We start from the raw sequence: 18,113 nt of genomic DNA, 5'->3' as shown, positions 1-18,113 counted from the left end.
GATTCTGCTACGGCTCCACTGCGCGGCTTTCTGCAGCCACCTTGCGCAACAGGGATTCCATATTGGCTACGGAGGTCAGACGCATCTCGCCGTTAGCGGATGTCACCCTGCCCGTCACGTCATAGGATTCGCCGTTGCCGCCGTCATGCACCACAAAGGGCACAAGCCAGCCATCGCCATCGCGCCGGGCCTGCCCCACGTTCTTGATTTCCTTGCGCCCGGTGGAGGCATCGGCAAACAGTGGGGCAAGCAGCCCCTGTGCGTTATTGCCCGAGGGCTTGCGGCCTGCAAATGCGCCGGAAGAAATGCCGTTGAGCACAAAGGCCCGGGTTTCGTTCAGCAGCAGTGAGCGCACGTTGCCCTCCTTGGACGCTGCCTGGGTAAAGAGCAGCGCAACCATGGGCGGCAGGTCCTTTGCCGCCTCCGGATCCTGCGCACGGCGCACAAAAAGATTCAGGGCCTGCTCAAGAATGGCGTCCACATCCACCTGCCGCTCAAAAGCGGCCACGTCAGATTTGTCCACAGCACCGCCAGCTTCCAGAATGCACTGGCGCGGATCATTTGCCGCAACGGCAAAGCTGGGCTGCACCACAACCGCCGCCCACAGCAGGGCCGCTACGAAGTAATAAGGCACACGGCACAAGACCTTGCCGCCCGATTTTGCGCCCGCCTCCACACTGGCAGTCCGCCCAACAAAATTCAGCATATTCCCTCCGGCAACTGGCCCTTGAGCACAAGGGGCAGACCGCAGCTTACAAAAACTACCGTGCCGCACACGCGGGCCAGCGCCTGATTGGCAAGGCCCAGCGTATCCTGAAAACGACGTCCGAGGCTCGACATGGCGACCATGCCCAGGCCCGCCTCCACACTCACCAGCGCCAGCGGCAGTGGATAGGCCGCAATGCTGGCGGCCAGCGCCTCCACGCGGTCAAGAATGTCCTTTTCCGTCATGTCCGCAGCCATAAGATTGGCTACCCACAGGCTCACGCAGTCAAACAGCACAACCCCCGGCCCATTGCTGTCGGGTTGGACCGCAGACATAAGTGATGCCAGAGCGCCAGCCGGGTCAAGCGGCTCTTCAAGACAATGCCAGCCCAGACCACGCTCCTGCTTGTGCCGGGCAATGCGCGCCGCCATTTCTTCATCGTCCGCACGGCCCGTGGCCAGATACAGCCGCTGTGGGGCTTGCGCCTCGGCCCAGCGCTGGGCCAGACCGCTCTTGCCGCTGCGAGTGCCGCCAACAAAAAGAACTGCTGCGCCCATTACTGCTGACCGCCCACACGGGGGGCAGGCGCATGTTCTGCAGCGCCACGCGCGTTTTCCGCAGGCAACGCGGGGGCCGCATGCCCCATCGGCGGGGTCAGCTGCGGGGAGGTCTGTATATGCCCGGCGTTTTGTGCGCCATTGGGAGCCGCATTTGGAACGGCATTGCCTGCGCCATTAGGGACCGCCCCCAGTGCGGGGCTTTGCGGCAGGAACGGCGTACCAGTTCCTGCCTGCGCGCTTCGCCGCGCCAGATCGCGCAACACGCCAGCCGAGGCCTGTACCGAGGCAAGAGCCTGAGCGTCCGCGCGCAGGCGGCGATCAACCCATTGGGCCACAAACAGCAGGGAATCATCGTCCAGCGTCTGCCCGCCGTTCTGGCGTATGGCCGCAACCAAGGTGCGCTGCAAGGCGGCGCGTTCCTCAAGCGCACGGCGGTACCGGGCGCTCAGGCCGTCCACCCGCAGTTGCGCCGTGGATATCTGCGCTTCGGAAGCATTGTTCTCCCGCAGCTGGTCTACCGCGAACACGGCTTCGGCCATCTGGGCGTTAATTTCCACTACTCCTTGCGCGGATTTGTCCTGCTCGCGCAGGCGGGCGTCAAGATTGGGAACAGAGGCCACGCCCTCAAGCGCGCCAGCCAGAATGACAAGACGCCCGGCCAGCGCCATGTGCAACTGGCGGATATGCTCTGGCGTAAAGCCCTTGGAAGCAGCATCGCGATTGACGGCATCCAGAAAGCGGTCCGCATACAGAGTGTACAGCCCGCGCAGCATGGTAGGATGAAAGGCGTAACGCAGCAGGGCTTCGCGACCGCCCTTGCCGTCAGTGACATTGGCAAACTTTGCGCCGTAGCGCTGGTTGAGCGCCTGCACGCTGACGTTCAGCGTGCCGCTCTGCGGGCCGGGCTTGAAACGGGCCACAACAAAGGCCGCCAGATCTTCCACAAATTCCATGCGGATATGGCTGTCTTCCGTCACCTTCTGGGGCATCTGCGCCCCGTTCTGTTGCGGATACAACCCGGCGGGCGTTGAGCCGTCCACAGGCGCTCCCACGCTGCCCTGCACTGTTTGCCCGGCCAGCGTGCCGGGGGAGGTGGGCGGGCTGACAACAGAAATGGGCGGGGGCGGGGGCGCATCGCGCAGCACATCACCCACCCCGGCCAGCGGGGTGCCGCTGGTGGCGTTGTTTATGATGTCGGCGGCTTTGTCCTTCCACTGGTCGCGGGTCGATTTATCGCGTGTAAGCCAGTAGGTCGCGCCGCCCAGGGCCAGAACCGCCAGCAGCGCCAGCACCACGGCCTTGCGCGCGCCAGCGCGGGCGGGACGGGGCTTGGGCATATTCACTATGTCCGGCACGTCCAGAGGCTTTTTTTCCAATTTCATAAAATTCTCCTACTGCGGCAGGCATGGGGCTGTGGCACAAGGCGCACTGCATTGGCCGCTGCAAAAAACGGCACAGCAAGCCATTATTTCCGTTTATTGCGCGTAAATGCTAGCATTGCTTCCCTGCGCTGTGAAGACATTTTCCAGAGAGTTTCTGGATACGGGGCGGGGAGTGCCCGCATTGCACCCCGGCGGGCGGCGGGGTATAGTAACAAAATTCGTACGCAGTATTTACCGAGAGGCTTTTTATGCATACCCCAGCCAACATCCTCACCATTGCCGGTTCTGATTCCGGCGGCGGCGCGGGCATTCAGGCCGACCTGAAAACAATCATGGCGCTCGGCGGTTACGGCATGAGCGTTATCACCGCCCTGACCGCGCAGAACGGATTGGGCGTTACGGGCATTCATGCGCCGGATGCCGATTTTGTGCGTTTGCAACTGCGCACGGTGCTTGAGGGCTTTTCCGTCAAGGCCGCCAAAACGGGCATGCTCTTTTCCGCGCCTATCATCCGCGCGGTTGCGGACGAATTGCGCAACCGCGACTTTCCCCTCGTTGTTGACCCTGTTTCCGTGAGCCAGAGCGGCAGCCGCCTGTTGCAGGAAGACGCCGTGACTGCCCTTGTGGAAGAAATGCTGCCCGGCTGCGACCTGCTGACCCCCAATCGCCCCGAGGCGGAAATGCTCACCGGCATGAGCATCAGCAGCCTTGAAGACGCGGAGACCGCAGGCCAGAAGCTGCTTGCCATGGGTGCGCGCGCAGTGCTCATCAAGGGCGGGCACATGGAAAGCTCCATCGTTGTTACAGACTGCCTGTGCGTGCCCGGCGAACAGCCCAAGCACCTTCCGCAGGCCAAGGTGGAGACGGAAAACAACCATGGGACGGGCTGCACGCTTTCTGCCGCCATCGCCACAGGGCTTGGGCGCGGTTTGCCCCTGCAGGTTGCTGTAACCCGGGCGCAGGAATTTCTGAACCTCGCCCTGCGCAAAAGCTACGCCCCCGGCAAGGGCTGCGGCCCTGTAAACCACGCCGCAGATTTAAACGTCAAATAGGCATTTGCCCGCCTGCCAGCCGCACGGCCCTTTTCCGCCGCCGCATGGCGGCGGATTGGCCCGCTGTTTGCAGTTTCCCCCTGTGGATATTCAGGGTGTCAAAATCAAGGCGGTGCGGCGTGCCTTTTCGTTTCAAATTACAGAAAATACTCGACTACCGGGAACAGCTTGAAGAAGAAGCCAAGGTTGATCTGGCCAACAAGCAAAGACTTCTGGAAGAAGCGCGCGCCCTTTTTGAACGCCTGAAGGCTGAACTGCGCCAGACCGAAGACCGCTTGTTTGAATCAGCCCTTGTGCCGCAGGCGGAACGCTGGCTGCTGGAACAGTATGTAAAAGGATTGCGCGGCGATGTTGCCAATGCGGCCTTGCAGGCCCGCATGCACGAGCAACTTGTTGACGAAGCCCGCAAACTGCTGGCCGCGCGCGCCATTGAAAGAAAACTGCTGGAAAAGCTCAAGGAGCGCCAAAACCAGCAGTATCTTCGTGAGGAACAACTGAAGGAGCAACGCGTCAATGACGAAACAGCCACACTCCGCTACAAAGCTCCGGCTCTCTAAGCTTTTCCGCTGGCTGGCGGTGCTCTGCTTTATGAAGCTTACCATCCTCGGCCTTTTGCTGCTGGATGTGCCCGTGCCCTCCTGGCTTGGCGGATCGCCCAAGGATGCCACGGTAGCCGTAAACGAGCCGCGCACTGGGCAGGAGCGAGCTGAAACCGTAGCCCCCGTTGCTGATGCGGCCCCCTCTGGGCTGGCGCAAAGCGTCAGTTCTACACTTTCGTCCATGGGTTCGGCCCTTGATTCTGTTGTAGACAACATCAAGGACAAAACCGAAAAAAGCCAGAACGACCCGCAAGGTTCTGCCGCCGCCCGCATGGCCGCAGCGGTCAAACCCCACGCAGATCAAACCACCAGCGTGACCGATGCCGCCCTGCCCGCCCCGCTTATCCGTGCAACGGCCTCAGGCGGCGCACCTGAAACTGCTGCGGCTTCAAAGGCCCTAGGCCAGACATTCTCTCCCAATTTTCCCGAACCGCAGGCCCTGCCTGCCCCACAGGCGGAACCGGGCACTTCCGCCCCCTCCGGCAGCTTGATTGTTTCTGCCAGACCCAACCGCGCCAGCGAATCCGAATGGCTGGACGCCCTGGGCCTGAGCAATCTACCCATCCCCGGCCTTGGCAGCGTGCAGGCCGCGCACGCGGCAGCGCTGGATATGCCTGTTCCCCAGACGCCCACTGGCGGGCAATCGCCCTTTGCTCCCGCAGAGCAGACGGCTCCGCTGACCATACCCGGCGCTCCGCCCATCCCGGCAAACATTCCACGCGGTCAGGGCACGGACGGCGCACCTTTGCCGCCGCGCGGCGCGGCAGGCAACAACGACGGCTTTTTGCCCCCCTTGCCGCAGGGGCAAAGCTCGGGCACGCTGCCCGTTCCCACGGTGCAGCAGCCTCAGGGCGCGTATTCCAACGACCCCAATACCAAGGCTCAGGAACTGGCGCGCCAGCAGCAGGATATTCTTGTGCTGCGCCAGCAGATGGATCAGCGCCTCAAGGACATTCAGGAAACTGAAAAGAAAATGCAGGACATGATCCGCGAGGCCAAGGGCATTGAAAACGAAAAAGTTCACCGACTGGTGCTCACCTATTCCATGATGAAACCCAAGGCTGCGGCCAAGGCTCTGGAAAGCATGGACGAACGTGTGGCCATCCGCATTCTTTCCGGCATGTCGCCCAAGCAGTCAGGCGAAATCCTCACCTACGTTTCCCCGGCCAAGACAGCCAAGCTTACGGAGCTTATCACCCGCATGAGGATACCTGATTAATGCGCCTCAAGCTTTTGATCGCCTATGTGGGCACCTGCTACAGCGGCTGGCAGATACAGGAAAAACCGAGCCCGCCACCCACAGTTCAGGGCGAAATGGAAAAGGCCCTGCGCACCATCACAGGGCAGAACATACGCGCCCACGGCTCGGGCCGCACAGATTCCGGCGTACATGCCCACGGGCAGGTTGTGCACTGCGATGTGCCCGACGCACGCGCCAACATGGACTGGCGGCGTAGCCTCAATGCGGTATTGCCCCGCGATATTCGAGTACTGGAGGCCATGCAGGCCGAGCCGGACTTTCACGCCCGCAAGGATGCCCTGCGCAAAACCTACGCCTATCAGTTCTGGCTGGAACAGACCTTTATGCCGCCACAGCTGACGCCCTTTGTGTGGAAATGCGGCCCACTGAACATGGAAGCCATGCGCGCCGCCCTGCCTCACCTGACGGGCCTGCACGACTTTGCTGCGCTGCGCAATGTGGGCACGGATGTGGAAAGCACAGAGCGCACGGTGCTGCAAGCCGAGCTGCACACCATGCCCCTCTGTGAATTCTATCCGCCGCACGCTCCCATGCTGCGCTTTATTGTGACTGCCGATGGCTTTCTCAAGCAGATGGTGCGCAATATGGCAGGCCTGCTGGCTGCCTGCGGCCAAGGCAAGGTGCAGCCAAAGGATATCCCCGCCCTGCTTGCCACACGCGACCGCAGGGATGTGCCCTCCGTGACTGCGCCACCGCAAGGTCTGGCTCTGGTGAACGTGGTATATCCCGAGGCCTGACAGCCTTACATCGGCTGTGCCGCCTCTGCGGCAAGTGTAAAGCCATAATTGCAAAAGGCCGTCCATCCCTGAACGGCCTTTTCCTTTTATCAATCTGCGATGGCTAAGACTGATTCTTCATTTTTTCTATGACCTGCTGGAGTGACTGAGCCTGTTGCGTCAGGTCCGCAACCGCACCGGAAGCCTGTTCCATGGCTTGAGCGGTTTGCGCGGAAATGGTCGCCACCTGCTCAACAGACTGATTGATCTCCTCGCTGGCGGCGGATTGCTGCTCGCTGGCAGTCGCAATGGACTGAACCTGATCATTGACCAGATGGACGAGCTCAAGAATTTTCTTGAGCGATTCACCGGAGCGTACAGACATGTTGGTTGCACCTTCAATAGTATCGGCAACCTGCTCGACATTCTGGATATTCTTGCGGGTGCCAGTCTGAATGCCCGTAATGGCCTGACCCACTTCCTGCGTGGCAGACATTGTTTTTTCCGCCAGTTTGCGCACTTCGTCCGCAACCACGGCAAAGCCCCGGCCCGCATCACCAGCGCGAGCGGCCTCAATGGCGGCGTTCAGGGCCAGCAGGTTGGTCTGGTCGGCAATGTCGGCAATGACCCCCATGATCTGGCCGATGCTCTCTGCCTGCTTGCCCAGAGCATCCATATCTTCCTTGATGGCAATGGACTGCGTGTGGACGGATTCGATGCCCTTTACGGCTTCATTGAGTATCTGCGAGCCTTCCTCTGCCTGCTCCCTGGTCTGATGCGAAACATCAGCAGCCTGCTGGGCGTTTTTGGCTACTTCCAGCACGGTGGCGTTCATTTCTTCCATGGCTGTGGCGGTTTCACGCACCCGGCCCGACTGCTCGTCTGCCCCACGGCTGGACTGGGCAATCTGGTCAGAAAGCGCTTCTGACGCAGACGACACGATCTGCACGATCCCTTCCAGCTGCTGGGCAGCCTGGAGCATGCCTTCCGCCTTGGCCCGCTCTGCCCGGCGGGTTGCCTCCTCGGCAAGTGCGGTTGCTTCCTGCGCGGCTTTTGCCTGCTGCTCGGCCTGCTGCGATTTGCTGTCTGCTTCCGCGATCTTGGCTTTGAGATTGCCCACCATTTTTATGAGCACACCGTAAACACCGCCATCGCCGGAATACGGCTTGAATGCGAGATCAAGCTGACCACCGGCTATTTCCGATGCCACATAATGCAAATATCCGGGATCTTCGCCGAGCTGCTTTGTTACACCCCTGATAATCAAAATGGAAATGGCTGTAGCAGCAAGCATGACCGCGATTATCAACGAGATCGTAATCAACTTCCCTTGTTCATATGAAGCTTCCGCGTCCACAGCTGAAGCCTTGCTTCCCTTGTCATTGACATCAATAATAATCTTTAGTTGATCAAGGGCTTCACCGTACTGCGCTCTGGCCGGGCCAAGCACCAGCTTGACAGCTTCTTCGGTTTTATTGCTTTTGGACAGAACCTCAACCTTCGCGTGATTTTCCGTATAAGCCTTCCATGCCGCAAGAAACTTGGGATATGCGACCTTTTCCTCTGGTTCAGAGATTAATTTTTCATATTCTTTAACTTTTTCATTAATACTGCCGGTCAAACTCTGTATCTTGTTTTCATACTGCCGCATTGTTGATTCGTCTGTTGCGAGAATGTGAACCAACTCATTGCGCCTGTACTCATTAACCATACTATTGAGTTCACCAACAACCTTTATTGTTGGAAGCCAATTCTCGGAAATATCCTTGACGTCTTTATTTATAGAAGACATTCCAATAACAGAAATAAATCCAATAATTATTGAAAATGCCGTTAACAATGCTGTAAGAAACACAAGTTTTATCGAAAGCTTCATAATAACCCCCTAAAAACTGTTTCAAATTTCCGGTGCTTATCCATTCAAAGTATACGGATATACTCTTTATAGACGGCTCCAACCTTCAAAGTAATTATCGTCTATCATTAACAATACTTTATACAATTTCAAACTAAAATTTTTACCTAGTCTCAAAAGTACGATACAAACCATACTATTATGATATGGCTAAAAAAATCTCAAATTTTGCAGTGCAAGACTCTCGTCTGCTATAAAAAAATTGAATGGACACTCATAACTAGCATTCAACGTAGCATCTGTTACAAATGCAAAGCCCCCGCTCATAATGAACGGGGGCTTTGCATATATAAAACCAGCCTGATCAGATGATTTCGCTGAGGCCGGATTGTTCCTGCGCCTTGAATTTCTGTTGCAGCATGAGCGGCAATGATTCCGGGTCGGCAGGGTCATACTCAAACATCACGGCAGTTCCGAAGCAGGAAAAATACTTGCTGCCATCGGGATGAAAGGCCACGTTTTCATTATAGCCCACAATAGCCTGTGCGCCCTTGTTCATGGCCCTTGCCGCCATGCCAAAAAAGGCTTCTTCCGAGTCAAAACCCCGGCAACACACAAGGCCAAGCACCTTGGCAATACGCCTCCCCTCCACCTGATGTGTTGTCACCACAGGAAAACGCCCGGCCAGAAAAACCTCACGCACTCTGGCGCTTGCGTCAGAAATGCCCACAGTTCTCTCGGCCTTGCGGCTTTTTTTATCGTGGCCTCCCAGCAAAAAAAACATGCTGAACCTCCAGATCAGATGGATGTTCGGGTAATTGACACCCGTTTGCATTCAATCTGCAAAGGCCTTGCCAAACAAACTTAACCATTAAACTACAGCATGTTACAAAACACTCAACGTAGACAGTCAGAACATTGACTCGTCAGCGCATCTGGTTGGCAACCTTGACAAAATCATTGTAGGCAGCCCGGGTTGCCAGAGCGGCCTTGTTCATTTCAAACCGCACAGGAACGTAAAACTCTTCTTCAAGACCCTGGTCAAAAAGCTGCGCATAGCTGCCCGCCTGCTTGAGAAAAGCACGGTACTGACGCTCCAGTTCCGGTGCTGCCATAAAGGGAGGCCGTCCGCCGTCCGCAATGGCTGCTGCAAGCTCGTCACGCTGGGCCTTCAGCGCATCTCTGTCGGGCTTGCTGGGAGTAAGCAGTGTTGCTGTTTTGCCAAACACGGCGAAAATGCGTTCCGCAGCCTGAATTTGCCGTTTGAGCGGATGGTTGCGCAGCAAGATATCTTCTGCAGGGGCGGCTTCGCCCTCCACAATCGCCATATAGGCATCGCGCGCAACGATAAAGGCGGCGTGTTCCTTGAGTATTTCCGCAGCAAGGGCTTTGCCTTTGACGCCGTTATCCTGAATGCTCTCGTCGGCCACGTACTTTTCGAGCAGGCGATAATCAGCCCGCATGTCTACGATGGCCTTATTCATGTCCTGCACGCAGGCGGCCATTTTTTTGGTCTGCTCAGGGGTAAAAAGGCTGACCGGGGGAGTCAGGCGGCGGGCAAGGGCGGCATCCTGATCCGCATTCAGTTCCGGCCGTTTGGCCAGTTGCCACTCTGCCAGATAATACTTGGTGTAGGCCGCCAGCACGTCGGCCTGGGCATAGCGTCCTGTTGCCAGCGCCATGGAGGCTGTGTTGGAAAAAGCCACCAGCCGGTCTGCCCTGTCCAGTTCTTCCGGGCTGGGAGGCGGGGTTGCTTCTTCCACGGATTGTACCTGAACCGCAGTTTCCGCCTTGGGCGCGCTGGAGGAAGATTCGGCAACGGGCTTGCCGTTTGCACCTTCTTCCTTTTTGCCGGAATCGCAGGCGGTCACAAGCAGGGCCACACTCAGGGTCAGCAGCAGAGCAAGAACGAATTTTTTCATTGGCGTATATGAGCGAACGTCCCGCGTTGCAAGGCAGGACGTTCAGTAGTGGTTACAAGTAGTTGCAAATTTGCCCGCAGGCTGGCTACCTAGGCGCGGGCAGCTATCCAGGCGTTCAGGCCCGTGAGGTCTTCGCCCCAGGGGAACGAGCCGCCCTTGAGCTCCGGCCCCACGCCGTAAAATAGCGTACCCACGGTTTCGGCTGCGTCCCTGTCTGTGGGGGCGTCACCCACCATGAGCACATCGGCGGGGTCAAGCTTCTGCCTGTTCACAATTTGCGCCAGCAGCACGGCCTTGGCTGGCGGGGAGCCATGGATGGCGTCAAAATAGCCATCCAGTTTACGCTCGTGCAGCACGGCCAGCACTTCTTCGTGCGGCGCGCCGGAGCAGACAAACATGGGCAGCTTGCCGCGCCAGGAATCAAGTGTTTCCTGAATGCCGGGTATCAGCTCGCAGCGGCGCAACTCATCCAGCACATATTCGGCAAAGCGGTTGCCAAGCGCCTCTGATTCCTCAGTGGTGATGGCCTTGCCCAGCACATCTGCATAAAACCACTCAAACTTTTTGTAACGGCTCACGCCGCCGTGCACCTTGTGGTACATCAAAAAGCGGTCGCGCGCCTCGGGGCCAAACGGCTCCATAAGGCGGCCAAAGGCCCGTGTCTTCACGGGTACGCTGTCAAGAATGACGCCATCGCAGTCAAAAACAAGGCATTGCAGTGACATAATATTCCTTGAAAAGCTGTTCGAGTCCGGGGCCGCATGGCCCGTCTTGCCAGAGTATTCCAGCATGAAAGGCTCGCATTAATCCCAGTGCTTCTGACCGCCCTGTCCGCGCATGCCGATAAGTTTGGCCGGAACGCCACCCACAATGCTGAAGGGGGCCACATTGCGCGTAACCACGGCGCCAGCGCCCACCACGGCCCCACGGCCAATGCGCACATCTGGCGTAATGACGCAGTTGGCGCCAATCCACACGTCTTCTTCAATAATAATCTGACCGGGAACATGCCCCTGATGCATGATCGGCACATCCTGCCGCGCAATGCAGTGGTTGGCCGCGCGGATAACCGTGCCTGGCCCCACGGCGGTATGCGCGCCGATTTCTATACGGCCCGCATCTGCCCCCACATGCACATTGGGCGAGAGGGCCACGCAGTCATGCAGCACCAGTTCGCCGTCAGAGGCGGTAACAAAGCAGCCGCGTCCCATGCGTACGCCGTTGCCAATGCGCATGTTGCGGCAGCCCGCCAGGCTCAGGCCCGTGCCAAAACGAGCCGAGCCGCAGCCTTTGAAAAGCCAGCGCCAGGCAAACAGACGCAATGCAAGGCCCACCGGCGTGGGGATCCAGGCAAAGGCGGCCAGCCACAATTCTTCAAGCGCCGCCGACACCCTGCTGAACAGCCCGGGCCCTGCATGCGGCTTTGGCTGTACGACCTTATGTTCGGCCTTATGTTCGGCCTTGGCTGCTGACTGCGCTTCGGGCTGAGCTTCGGACTGGTCCACCTGCTCTGACGATACCGTGGTTTCGGCGGCAGCGCCGTGGGTTTGTGCTCCCACGGCGCATGCTCTTTTTGAACCGTCAGCGGCCTTGTCCCCTTGCGCAGAGGCGGAATTAAGCTCGCCCGCCATTTACTTGCGGTATTCCTTCATAAGATCATCGCCTTCCATAAGGCGGGCCACGCGGGCCAGATCTTCAGGTGTGTCCACACTCCACGAACGGCAGTCTGTGGGCACCATGTGCACCTTTTCGCCGTGTTCGAGAATGCGCATCATGTCCACGGATTCGTAAATTTCCAGTGGGCTTTCAGGCATTTCGTTGAAGTGCAGCAGATAGTCGCGGCGGAAGGGAATGATGCAGACCTGCTTGCGCATGGGCACCTTGTCCGACCCCTTTTTGCGCGAAGGAATGGGCTCGCGCGAAAAATAGAGCGCATTGTTGCAATGATCCACAACGACCTTGACTTCGTTGGGGTCTTCAAATTCCTCAAGAGTATCCATATCGGCCATGAGGTTGACCACGTTGATGGAAGGATCTGCCAGCATGGGGGCCACGGCGGCATCGATCATTTCGGGGCGCACCATTGGTTCATCGCCCTGCACCATGACCACGATATCGGCCTTCTGGCCGGTGGCGGCTTCGATCTTCAGCAGGGCTTCAGCGGTACGCGTGGAGCAGCGCACGTGATGGTCGCCCGTCATGACGCTCTTGAGCCCGGCATCCTTGCAGTAATTTTCAATGATCTCGTCGCAGGTGGCCACATAGGTGGCGGAAAGGCACTTGCTCATGGCCGTACGAAAGGCCACATGCCCCACCATGGGAACGTTGTGGATAAGGGCAAGCGGTTTGCCGGGGTAACGGCTGGAACCCATACGCGCGGGAATGATGGCAATGATGTTCATCTGACGGCTCCTTGTGGCCTCAATAATTTGTGTGCGTAAAAAAACTGCATCCAATCATGCCGCAAACGGACGTATGCCCTTGCGGCAACTGCCGTTCCCATGTCTAGTCGTCAGTGGATACGAGGTACCCGCCCTCAGACGCCAGATCGGGGTGCAGCTCCTTGTGTTCCTCTTCCATCACGCGCAGGATGCCCTGCCCCAGATCAACAGTCAGCGGCGGCACCAGCTTACGGCCCACCTTGGGCATGAAGGCATAGGGTGTGACCTGATAGTGCCCGCTGTTGGGATCATTCAGATAATTGATGGTCAGGTCCTTGCCGAGCATTTCACCGATCATCTTGAACAGATCGCCCACGCGCATGGGCTGATTGCCAGAGATGATGATGTTCTGGTTTTCAAACTCGGGATCAAGCACGGCCAGGGTGGCTGCCGATGCATCGTCCACATGCACGTATTCGCGCAGGGCCGTAGGCGCGCCGTAGTAGGTGATGGCGCCGTTGGCCAAAGCCTCGTAAACAAACCTGTTGATGGCGTTGCGACGGTCGGAACGCGGGCCGTACAGCGAGCCGTAGCGCAGGATGGTGTACGGCAGGTTGTGCATGGCCTGATAGTTTTCGATATACAGTTCGCAGGCCTGCTTGCTGCAACGGTAAAAGCCGCCGGACTTGCCGTACACGTACAGGGAACTGGCAAATACATAGCGCTTTACGCCAGCCTTGCGGCAGGCCTCAAGCACCATGACATTGCCCAGAACGTTGATGCGCGCCGTGTCCACCGGGCGGTTGTTGGCCTCGCCGATGTCGGCAATGCCAGCGTAGTTGAAGACCATATCCGCACCGGCTACGGCGCGGTTGACGGTTTCTTCATCCAGAATATTGCCTGCAAGCATGGTCTGATCGGGCCGCAAAAAAGGCGAGGGATGCAGGTCAACAATGGTGACCGCATGCCCGGCTTCAGAAAGCTTGTCGCAGATATGCGAGCCCAGAAAGCCGGACCCGCCAAAGACGGTAATATTCACAGTTATTCTCCCGAATTGGGGCGTTCAGCCGCCCGCCACAAAAAGACCGAATCAATGCCATAAGCGATAAAACGGCTGCCTGCGGCAATCTGCCGCGCAAGCTCCGCAGGGTCAGGCTGCACAATGTGCAGGCCCATGCGGGCGCCCGCCTTGGCGCAACCTTGGGCAATTCGCGCCATGGCAGCTTTGAAGTCAGGGTGGTCAAACTGGCCAGTAAGCCCCATGGAACCCGAAAGGTCGTAAGGGCCGACCATAATGGCGTCCAGACGGGGATGCGCCAGAATGGCCTCCAGATTTTCCACCGCGCGGATGTGCTCGATCTGAGCCACCAAAAATATCTCGGGCGCACGATTTGCGCGATAGTCGTCAAACGTTTTGCCAAACACATTGGCGCGGCAATAGCCAACGCCACGGTATTCGGGCGCGGTTTCACCCGCAGCGCGCCAGGTGTCCTGCCCCGGGTACACAGAAAGATCAATGGCCCGGTCAAGCTGTGCGCGGCTTTCAATCATGGGGAAGATAAGCCCCTGAGCACCGGCTTCCAGCGCGGCCTTGATCTGGGTTTTGCTGGCTTCACCAAGACGCGCAAAAGGAGCCGCACCGCCGCATTCAATGGCGCGGAAAACATCCGGAAGCCCGGTGCGGCCAAAAGAGCCGTGTTCCATATCAACAGCAACCCAGTCATAACCGGCGCGGGCCATAAGCTCGGCCACGTCAGGCGAGGGCAATTGCAGCCATGTGCCAACTGTGGCCTTGTCTACCGCCAGCCGAGCGCGAATTTCATGTACAGTCATATCAAGCGGCATGCCGCCGCAGGGTTGAAGGTTACGACAAACGTTCGCTACTATACGCCCAGCGTCCACCGTGCGCAATACGGCCAGAGGGCCTGCCGCCTGTGGAAATACAAACCCGGCATGCGCAAACTCAATGTACGGCAAATCCAATGCAACAGTATCTGTCGCTTGCTGCCCGGCCAAAGCCAGTTTGCGCCAAGCAAACGACAGCAATGCGGCGCTTTTGGTGATCTGGCAGTTATGAGAATGAAATTGTTACTTTTTTATCAAAGAAGAAATAGAGAAAAGACAGGGCTTGGCGTTTTACCGTGAGCATGCTAATAAAAAAGCCCCCCGTGGGTAACGGAGGGGCTTGGATAGGAACCAGACTGCGGCAGAACAGTCTGGTTCGCAGGAGGAGGCTGGAAAAACCAACAAGAACGTCAACGTCTTATGACGCTGGCACTTGTATATGGACACTCCGAAACTGGCATTGCCAGACGGGTGTTTGAATCCACTCTCCGCCGGGGCTCCTGGATCGCAAGATTCAGGAGCTTTTTTATTTTGTCCACAAATCCCTCGCGGGACACAGACAAAACAAACAAACAAAGGGTTTCGGCGCAGAGCCCCTGCTCTTCAGCCTACGGGCTCAATGAACTGCGATCAACATAGAATGGAAGAATCCTTAGGTCAAGGAGCTGCGCAATTTTTCACATATTTTTTGCGCATTTCTTTTTAGCCGCTCAGATAACTATCTAAAATATAATAGTAAAAAATAACGACTATTTTTCTATAATTTTTCAGCCCCTTGTAATCAGAAACTAAAAGCATTGCCCCTTGGAAGACATCCGGCTGATTTGCCGTTTTTCTGGCGACTTCACGCAAACACCCCGCCAACGCATGCAGCGCTGACGGGGTGTGCAGATACCATCCTATATTGTGGGCAAAGCGCCTAGAAGGGCCAGACGTTATCCATAAGCCGAGTGAACCAGCCGGGCTTCTGCTTGTCGGCCAGAACGCCCTTGCCGTAATATTCAATGCTTGCGTCCGCTATCTGTGTTGAAAGAACGCTGTTGTCTGCGCTGACGTCCTTGGAGCGGATCATGCCGCGCACAACCATATACTCTGTTTCTTCGTTAACGCGGATTTCGCGAGCGCCCTCAATTTCCATCAGGCCGCCCGGCAACACCCGGAGTACGCGCGTGGCCAGCGAGGTGGTCACATAGTTTTCACGCTTGGTCTTGCCAGTGGAATTAATCCCACTGGCAGAGTCTGTATCAAGTATTGGCAGACCTACAGACGGCTGCGGCCCGATGGGCATAAAGGGAATAAAGCCCGCGTGCCCCCTGTTGAACATGTCTGCGACCTGATAATTGTTGGAACTTTTTTTATTGGATGAGGTTTCAGCCTTGTTCTGGGCCTTGGTGTTTTCTACCAGTTTGACCACAACAATATCGCCTACGCGGCGGGCGCGGCTGTCTTCAAAGAGGGTATCTGTTTCACTGGCGGCAAAAAGCGACCCCGGATTGTTGGCCGAATTGGCCTCCTGCCGATATTCCTGTGGCGGTGTTACCGGCGGATGCAGTGCAGGTCGCCGGGTTGGGCTGCCACCGCAGGCGACGCAGAACAGATAGCTCAGCGCCAGAACGGGTATTATGTATCGTGCCTGCATATGCTCCTCTCCTTCCACCTTTAAATGCTAGTGGATTTCCACGGTGCTGCCATCTTTGACAATGGCGTATACCTGTTTCTTGGTTTGCAGATTCCGTACCGCAATGGTGGCCCCCGGCTCGCCGTCGGCCAGGGCCTGGGCCTGCGTGGCTATGCGCAGGTTGCCTTTTATATAGATGAGGTTGACCACATCGCCACGCCGTACCATCAACTGGCTCACAAGGTCGCTTTGCAAAATTGGCTCGCCGGTGTTCAGCGCGCGGTTCACCTGCCAGGGACCGCCGCGCCCATCCCACGGCAGATCACGCAACTGGCTGGCGTTGACCTTCATAAAGGTGACTGACTCTGCCGCCAGTGCTTCCCCTTTGTTCATGGGGCGCGATGCCGCAGGAGCCGTTATCCAGAGCGTGAGGTTGACCGTGCCGGAAATACGCCGAAGCACGTTGCCGTCCACTTCCTGCACAGCAAAGCGCAAGGGCACGCGGCCGGGCGACAGTTTGCCCGGTTCAAGTTGCACCCGCTGCTGCGCATGAGCCAAAAAAATGTAATCCGGCAGCCGAAAATCGCTCAGCTCCACCTGCCCCGGCATGGCGGACAGTTGTGGTGTCAGACTTTTGACCACATAGGAACGCAGGTCTTCCTCATGAAACACCAGCCCCCCGCGCTGAATCACCAGCGAAGACGGCAAAATGCAACGCCCGGCAACATCCTTGCCCAAGGCCTGCCGTAAAGCCTGAGAAAGGCGAGAATGACTGATCTGCAAGGGTTTGCCTTCTTCCGGGGGGGCAGGCCAAAGTTGCTGCACGCGCAGTTGCGCCCAGGTATCCTGCCCCATCTGCCCCAGCGGGACAGCAATATCACCCAGCAAAACCATATCTGAATTGGTGACCGCCGCTGAAAGGATTTTAAGCCGCCAATCGTCGGGTCCGAGCATGTTCAGCTGTCCATCCTGCGCCACGGGGGCTTCGCCTGCGGCAAGCTGGTTGCGCGCCTTGGCGGCCCGCTGATCCTGCGCATCATCCGCAAGGGGCATTTGCCCTGCCTGAGCCTGGGGAGTGCGCAATTGCGTGACTATCTGATTGGGTGAGCGGCGATGGTTGCGGTCATTATCCTGCCATGTGGCGCTGGGAACGCCGCCCTGCGGAGCCGCCACGGAGGCCGTGGCCCACAGGCAGCAAACTAGAGTCGCAGCCAGAAGCGCGCGCAAAGGCAGCACCTGACCATTACGCATTGCCCATATGACCTGCAAAAACCGCATGACGCATACCCCTAATGTCTTTTCACGCTCAGATACCTGCATGACGGCGACGCATCATTGCTGCCAGCCACCAGCAAGTCTTTCGTGGCGCGGATTTTTTCAAAATCAGCGCAAAACAGACAAACAATTTCAACAATAATCAGCCCTAGCTGCGCTTGAGCTGTACAGCGATGCCCAGCATGGAGTCTGATGTCTGGATGGACTTTGAGTTCACTTCATAGGCGCGCTGGCCCACAATCATATTCACCATTTCGTCCACAACTTCCACGTTGGACATTTCCAGGAACCCCTGAGCCAGGGTACCCACATTGTCTGTGCCGGGCACGCCTTCTGTGGCATCACCCGAAGCCTGGGTGGGCGTGTAGAGGTTGCGCCCACGGGCATCAAGGCCCGCAGGATTGATAAAGGTGTAGAGCGGCAATTCGGCTCCAGCCAGTTCCTGCCCCTGTGCATCCAGAGCCGCCATGTGGCCGGAGGATGAAATGGAAATGGTCTTGGTTTGCGCGGGCACGGCAAACTGCGGTTGCAGAATATAGCCGTTGGCGGTGACCACCGTGCCGTCCTGATTGAGCTTGAAGGAACCAGCGCGCGTGTACATGAGTTCGCCGTTCACATCCACCTGGAAAAAGCCGTCGCCTTCAATGGCTACGTCCAGAGTGTTGCCGGTATTCTGAAAATCGCCCTGCGTAAAAAACTTGTGCACAGCTGTGGGACGAGCGCCCATACCGACCTGAATACCCACTGGCAGGCGGTTGTCACCCTCGGTGGTGGCGCCGGCCATGCGCATGGTCTGGTACATGAGATCTTCAAACTCGGCCCTGCTCTTTTTAAAGCCCGTGGTGTTGACGTTGGCCAGGTTGTTGGAAATCACGTCGATATTGAGCTGTTGAGCCACCATGCCGGTGGCGCCTGTCCAAAGCGATCGCATCATGGGAATT

Annotated in this window: 19 protein-coding genes; 5 read left to right on the top strand and 14 right to left on the bottom strand. The window is 57.6% G+C overall.

The genetic code is table 11. The features are described from left to right. Positions 1–7: 7 nt before the first annotated feature. Genes JMF94_RS05530 through JMF94_RS05520 form a run of 3 tightly spaced genes read right to left on the bottom strand, consistent with a single transcriptional unit; the run spans position 8 to position 2,648 of the window. Complete coding sequence (locus JMF94_RS05530; protein ID WP_240824177.1) at positions 8–706, bottom strand: hypothetical protein; 699 nt, start codon at positions 704–706, stop codon at positions 8–10. Beyond that, a complete protein-coding gene (locus JMF94_RS05525) occupies positions 700–1,263 on the bottom strand; it encodes a bifunctional adenosylcobinamide kinase/adenosylcobinamide-phosphate guanylyltransferase (protein WP_240824176.1) in 564 nt (187 codons plus the stop codon). The genes JMF94_RS05530 and JMF94_RS05525 overlap by 7 nt, the downstream gene beginning before the upstream one ends. Next, positions 1,263–2,648, bottom strand: coding sequence for a hypothetical protein (locus tag JMF94_RS05520; RefSeq protein WP_240824175.1), 1,386 nt, complete (start codon positions 2,646–2,648; stop codon positions 1,263–1,265). The genes JMF94_RS05525 and JMF94_RS05520 overlap by 1 nt, the downstream gene beginning before the upstream one ends. Before the next feature lie 248 nt (positions 2,649–2,896). Between JMF94_RS05520 and thiD the strand changes: the two genes are divergently transcribed. The 4 genes from thiD to truA all read left to right on the top strand — a co-directional run bounded on the left by thiD (position 2,897) and on the right by truA (position 6,297). Then, complete coding sequence (gene thiD / locus JMF94_RS05515) at positions 2,897–3,700, top strand: bifunctional hydroxymethylpyrimidine kinase/phosphomethylpyrimidine kinase (protein WP_240824174.1); 804 nt, start codon at positions 2,897–2,899, stop codon at positions 3,698–3,700. A gap of 119 nt (positions 3,701–3,819) precedes the next feature. After that, on the top strand, positions 3,820–4,257 hold the full coding sequence (fliJ, locus tag JMF94_RS05510; protein ID WP_240824173.1) for a flagellar export protein FliJ: 438 nt from the start codon (positions 3,820–3,822) through the stop codon (positions 4,255–4,257). A gap of 31 nt (positions 4,258–4,288) precedes the next feature. After that, positions 4,289–5,518 carry a hypothetical protein gene (locus JMF94_RS05505; RefSeq protein ID WP_240824172.1) on the top strand — a complete coding sequence of 410 codons (1,230 nt, stop codon included), beginning with the start codon at positions 4,289–4,291 and terminating at the stop codon, positions 5,516–5,518. Then, on the top strand, positions 5,518–6,297 hold the full coding sequence (truA, locus tag JMF94_RS05500; protein WP_240824171.1) for a tRNA pseudouridine(38-40) synthase TruA: 780 nt from the start codon (positions 5,518–5,520) through the stop codon (positions 6,295–6,297). Before JMF94_RS05505 ends, truA begins: the two co-directional genes overlap by 1 nt. A 103-nt stretch (positions 6,298–6,400) precedes the next feature. Here truA and JMF94_RS05495 read toward each other — a convergent pair whose 3' ends face one another. The 8 genes from JMF94_RS05495 to JMF94_RS05460 form a co-directional block, all read right to left on the bottom strand. Continuing rightward, positions 6,401–8,152, bottom strand: a complete 1,752-nt coding sequence (locus JMF94_RS05495) for a methyl-accepting chemotaxis protein (protein WP_240824170.1) — start codon at positions 8,150–8,152, stop codon at positions 6,401–6,403. 343 nt (positions 8,153–8,495) lie between these two features. Continuing rightward, complete coding sequence (locus JMF94_RS05490) at positions 8,496–8,915, bottom strand: hypothetical protein (protein WP_192111290.1); 420 nt, start codon at positions 8,913–8,915, stop codon at positions 8,496–8,498. Between the two features lie 142 nt (positions 8,916–9,057). Continuing rightward, positions 9,058–10,053: a hypothetical protein gene (locus JMF94_RS05485; RefSeq protein WP_240824169.1), complete on the bottom strand. Its 996-nt coding sequence runs from the start codon at positions 10,051–10,053 to the stop codon at positions 9,058–9,060. Between the two features lie 89 nt (positions 10,054–10,142). Next, positions 10,143–10,778 carry an HAD family hydrolase gene (locus tag JMF94_RS05480; protein ID WP_240824168.1) on the bottom strand — a complete coding sequence of 212 codons (636 nt, stop codon included), beginning with the start codon at positions 10,776–10,778 and terminating at the stop codon, positions 10,143–10,145. 78 nt (positions 10,779–10,856) lie between these two features. Continuing rightward, positions 10,857–11,684 carry an acyltransferase gene (locus JMF94_RS05475; RefSeq protein WP_240824167.1) on the bottom strand — a complete coding sequence of 276 codons (828 nt, stop codon included), beginning with the start codon at positions 11,682–11,684 and terminating at the stop codon, positions 10,857–10,859. Then, a complete protein-coding gene (locus tag JMF94_RS05470) occupies positions 11,685–12,455 on the bottom strand; it encodes a 3-deoxy-manno-octulosonate cytidylyltransferase (RefSeq protein ID WP_215647079.1) in 771 nt (256 codons plus the stop codon). Between the two features lie 103 nt (positions 12,456–12,558). Next, a complete protein-coding gene (locus JMF94_RS05465) occupies positions 12,559–13,473 on the bottom strand; it encodes an NAD(P)-dependent oxidoreductase (RefSeq protein ID WP_240824166.1) in 915 nt (304 codons plus the stop codon). Positions 13,474–13,475: 2 nt separating this feature from the next. Then, positions 13,476–14,267: an aldolase/citrate lyase family protein gene (locus JMF94_RS05460; protein ID WP_240824165.1), complete on the bottom strand. Its 792-nt coding sequence runs from the start codon at positions 14,265–14,267 to the stop codon at positions 13,476–13,478. Here JMF94_RS05460 and JMF94_RS05455 point away from each other — a divergent pair. Beyond that, positions 14,256–14,579, top strand: coding sequence for a hypothetical protein (locus JMF94_RS05455; protein ID WP_240824164.1), 324 nt, complete (start codon positions 14,256–14,258; stop codon positions 14,577–14,579). The genes JMF94_RS05460 and JMF94_RS05455 overlap by 12 nt on opposite strands. Positions 14,580–15,198: 619 nt before the next feature. Here JMF94_RS05455 and JMF94_RS05450 read toward each other — a convergent pair. The 3 genes from JMF94_RS05450 to flgG form a co-directional block, all read right to left on the bottom strand. After that, positions 15,199–15,918 (bottom strand): flagellar basal body L-ring protein FlgH, encoded by a 720-nt coding sequence (locus JMF94_RS05450; protein WP_240824163.1) that lies wholly within the window; start codon positions 15,916–15,918, stop codon positions 15,199–15,201. 27 nt (positions 15,919–15,945) lie between these two features. Beyond that, on the bottom strand, positions 15,946–17,175 hold the full coding sequence (gene flgA, locus JMF94_RS05445) for a flagellar basal body P-ring formation chaperone FlgA (RefSeq protein WP_240824162.1): 1,230 nt from the start codon (positions 17,173–17,175) through the stop codon (positions 15,946–15,948). A gap of 145 nt (positions 17,176–17,320) precedes the next feature. Continuing rightward, positions 17,321–18,106 (bottom strand): flagellar basal-body rod protein FlgG, encoded by a 786-nt coding sequence (gene flgG / locus JMF94_RS05440; protein ID WP_240824161.1) that lies wholly within the window; start codon positions 18,104–18,106, stop codon positions 17,321–17,323. Positions 18,107–18,113 lie beyond the last annotated feature (7 nt).

The organism is Desulfovibrio sp. UIB00 (assembly GCF_022508225.1).
Taxonomy (GTDB): Bacteria; Desulfobacterota; Desulfovibrionia; order Desulfovibrionales; family Desulfovibrionaceae; genus Desulfovibrio.
The sequence above is the reverse complement of the archived record's forward strand: the minus strand, read 5'-3'. Positions and strand labels throughout refer to the sequence as shown.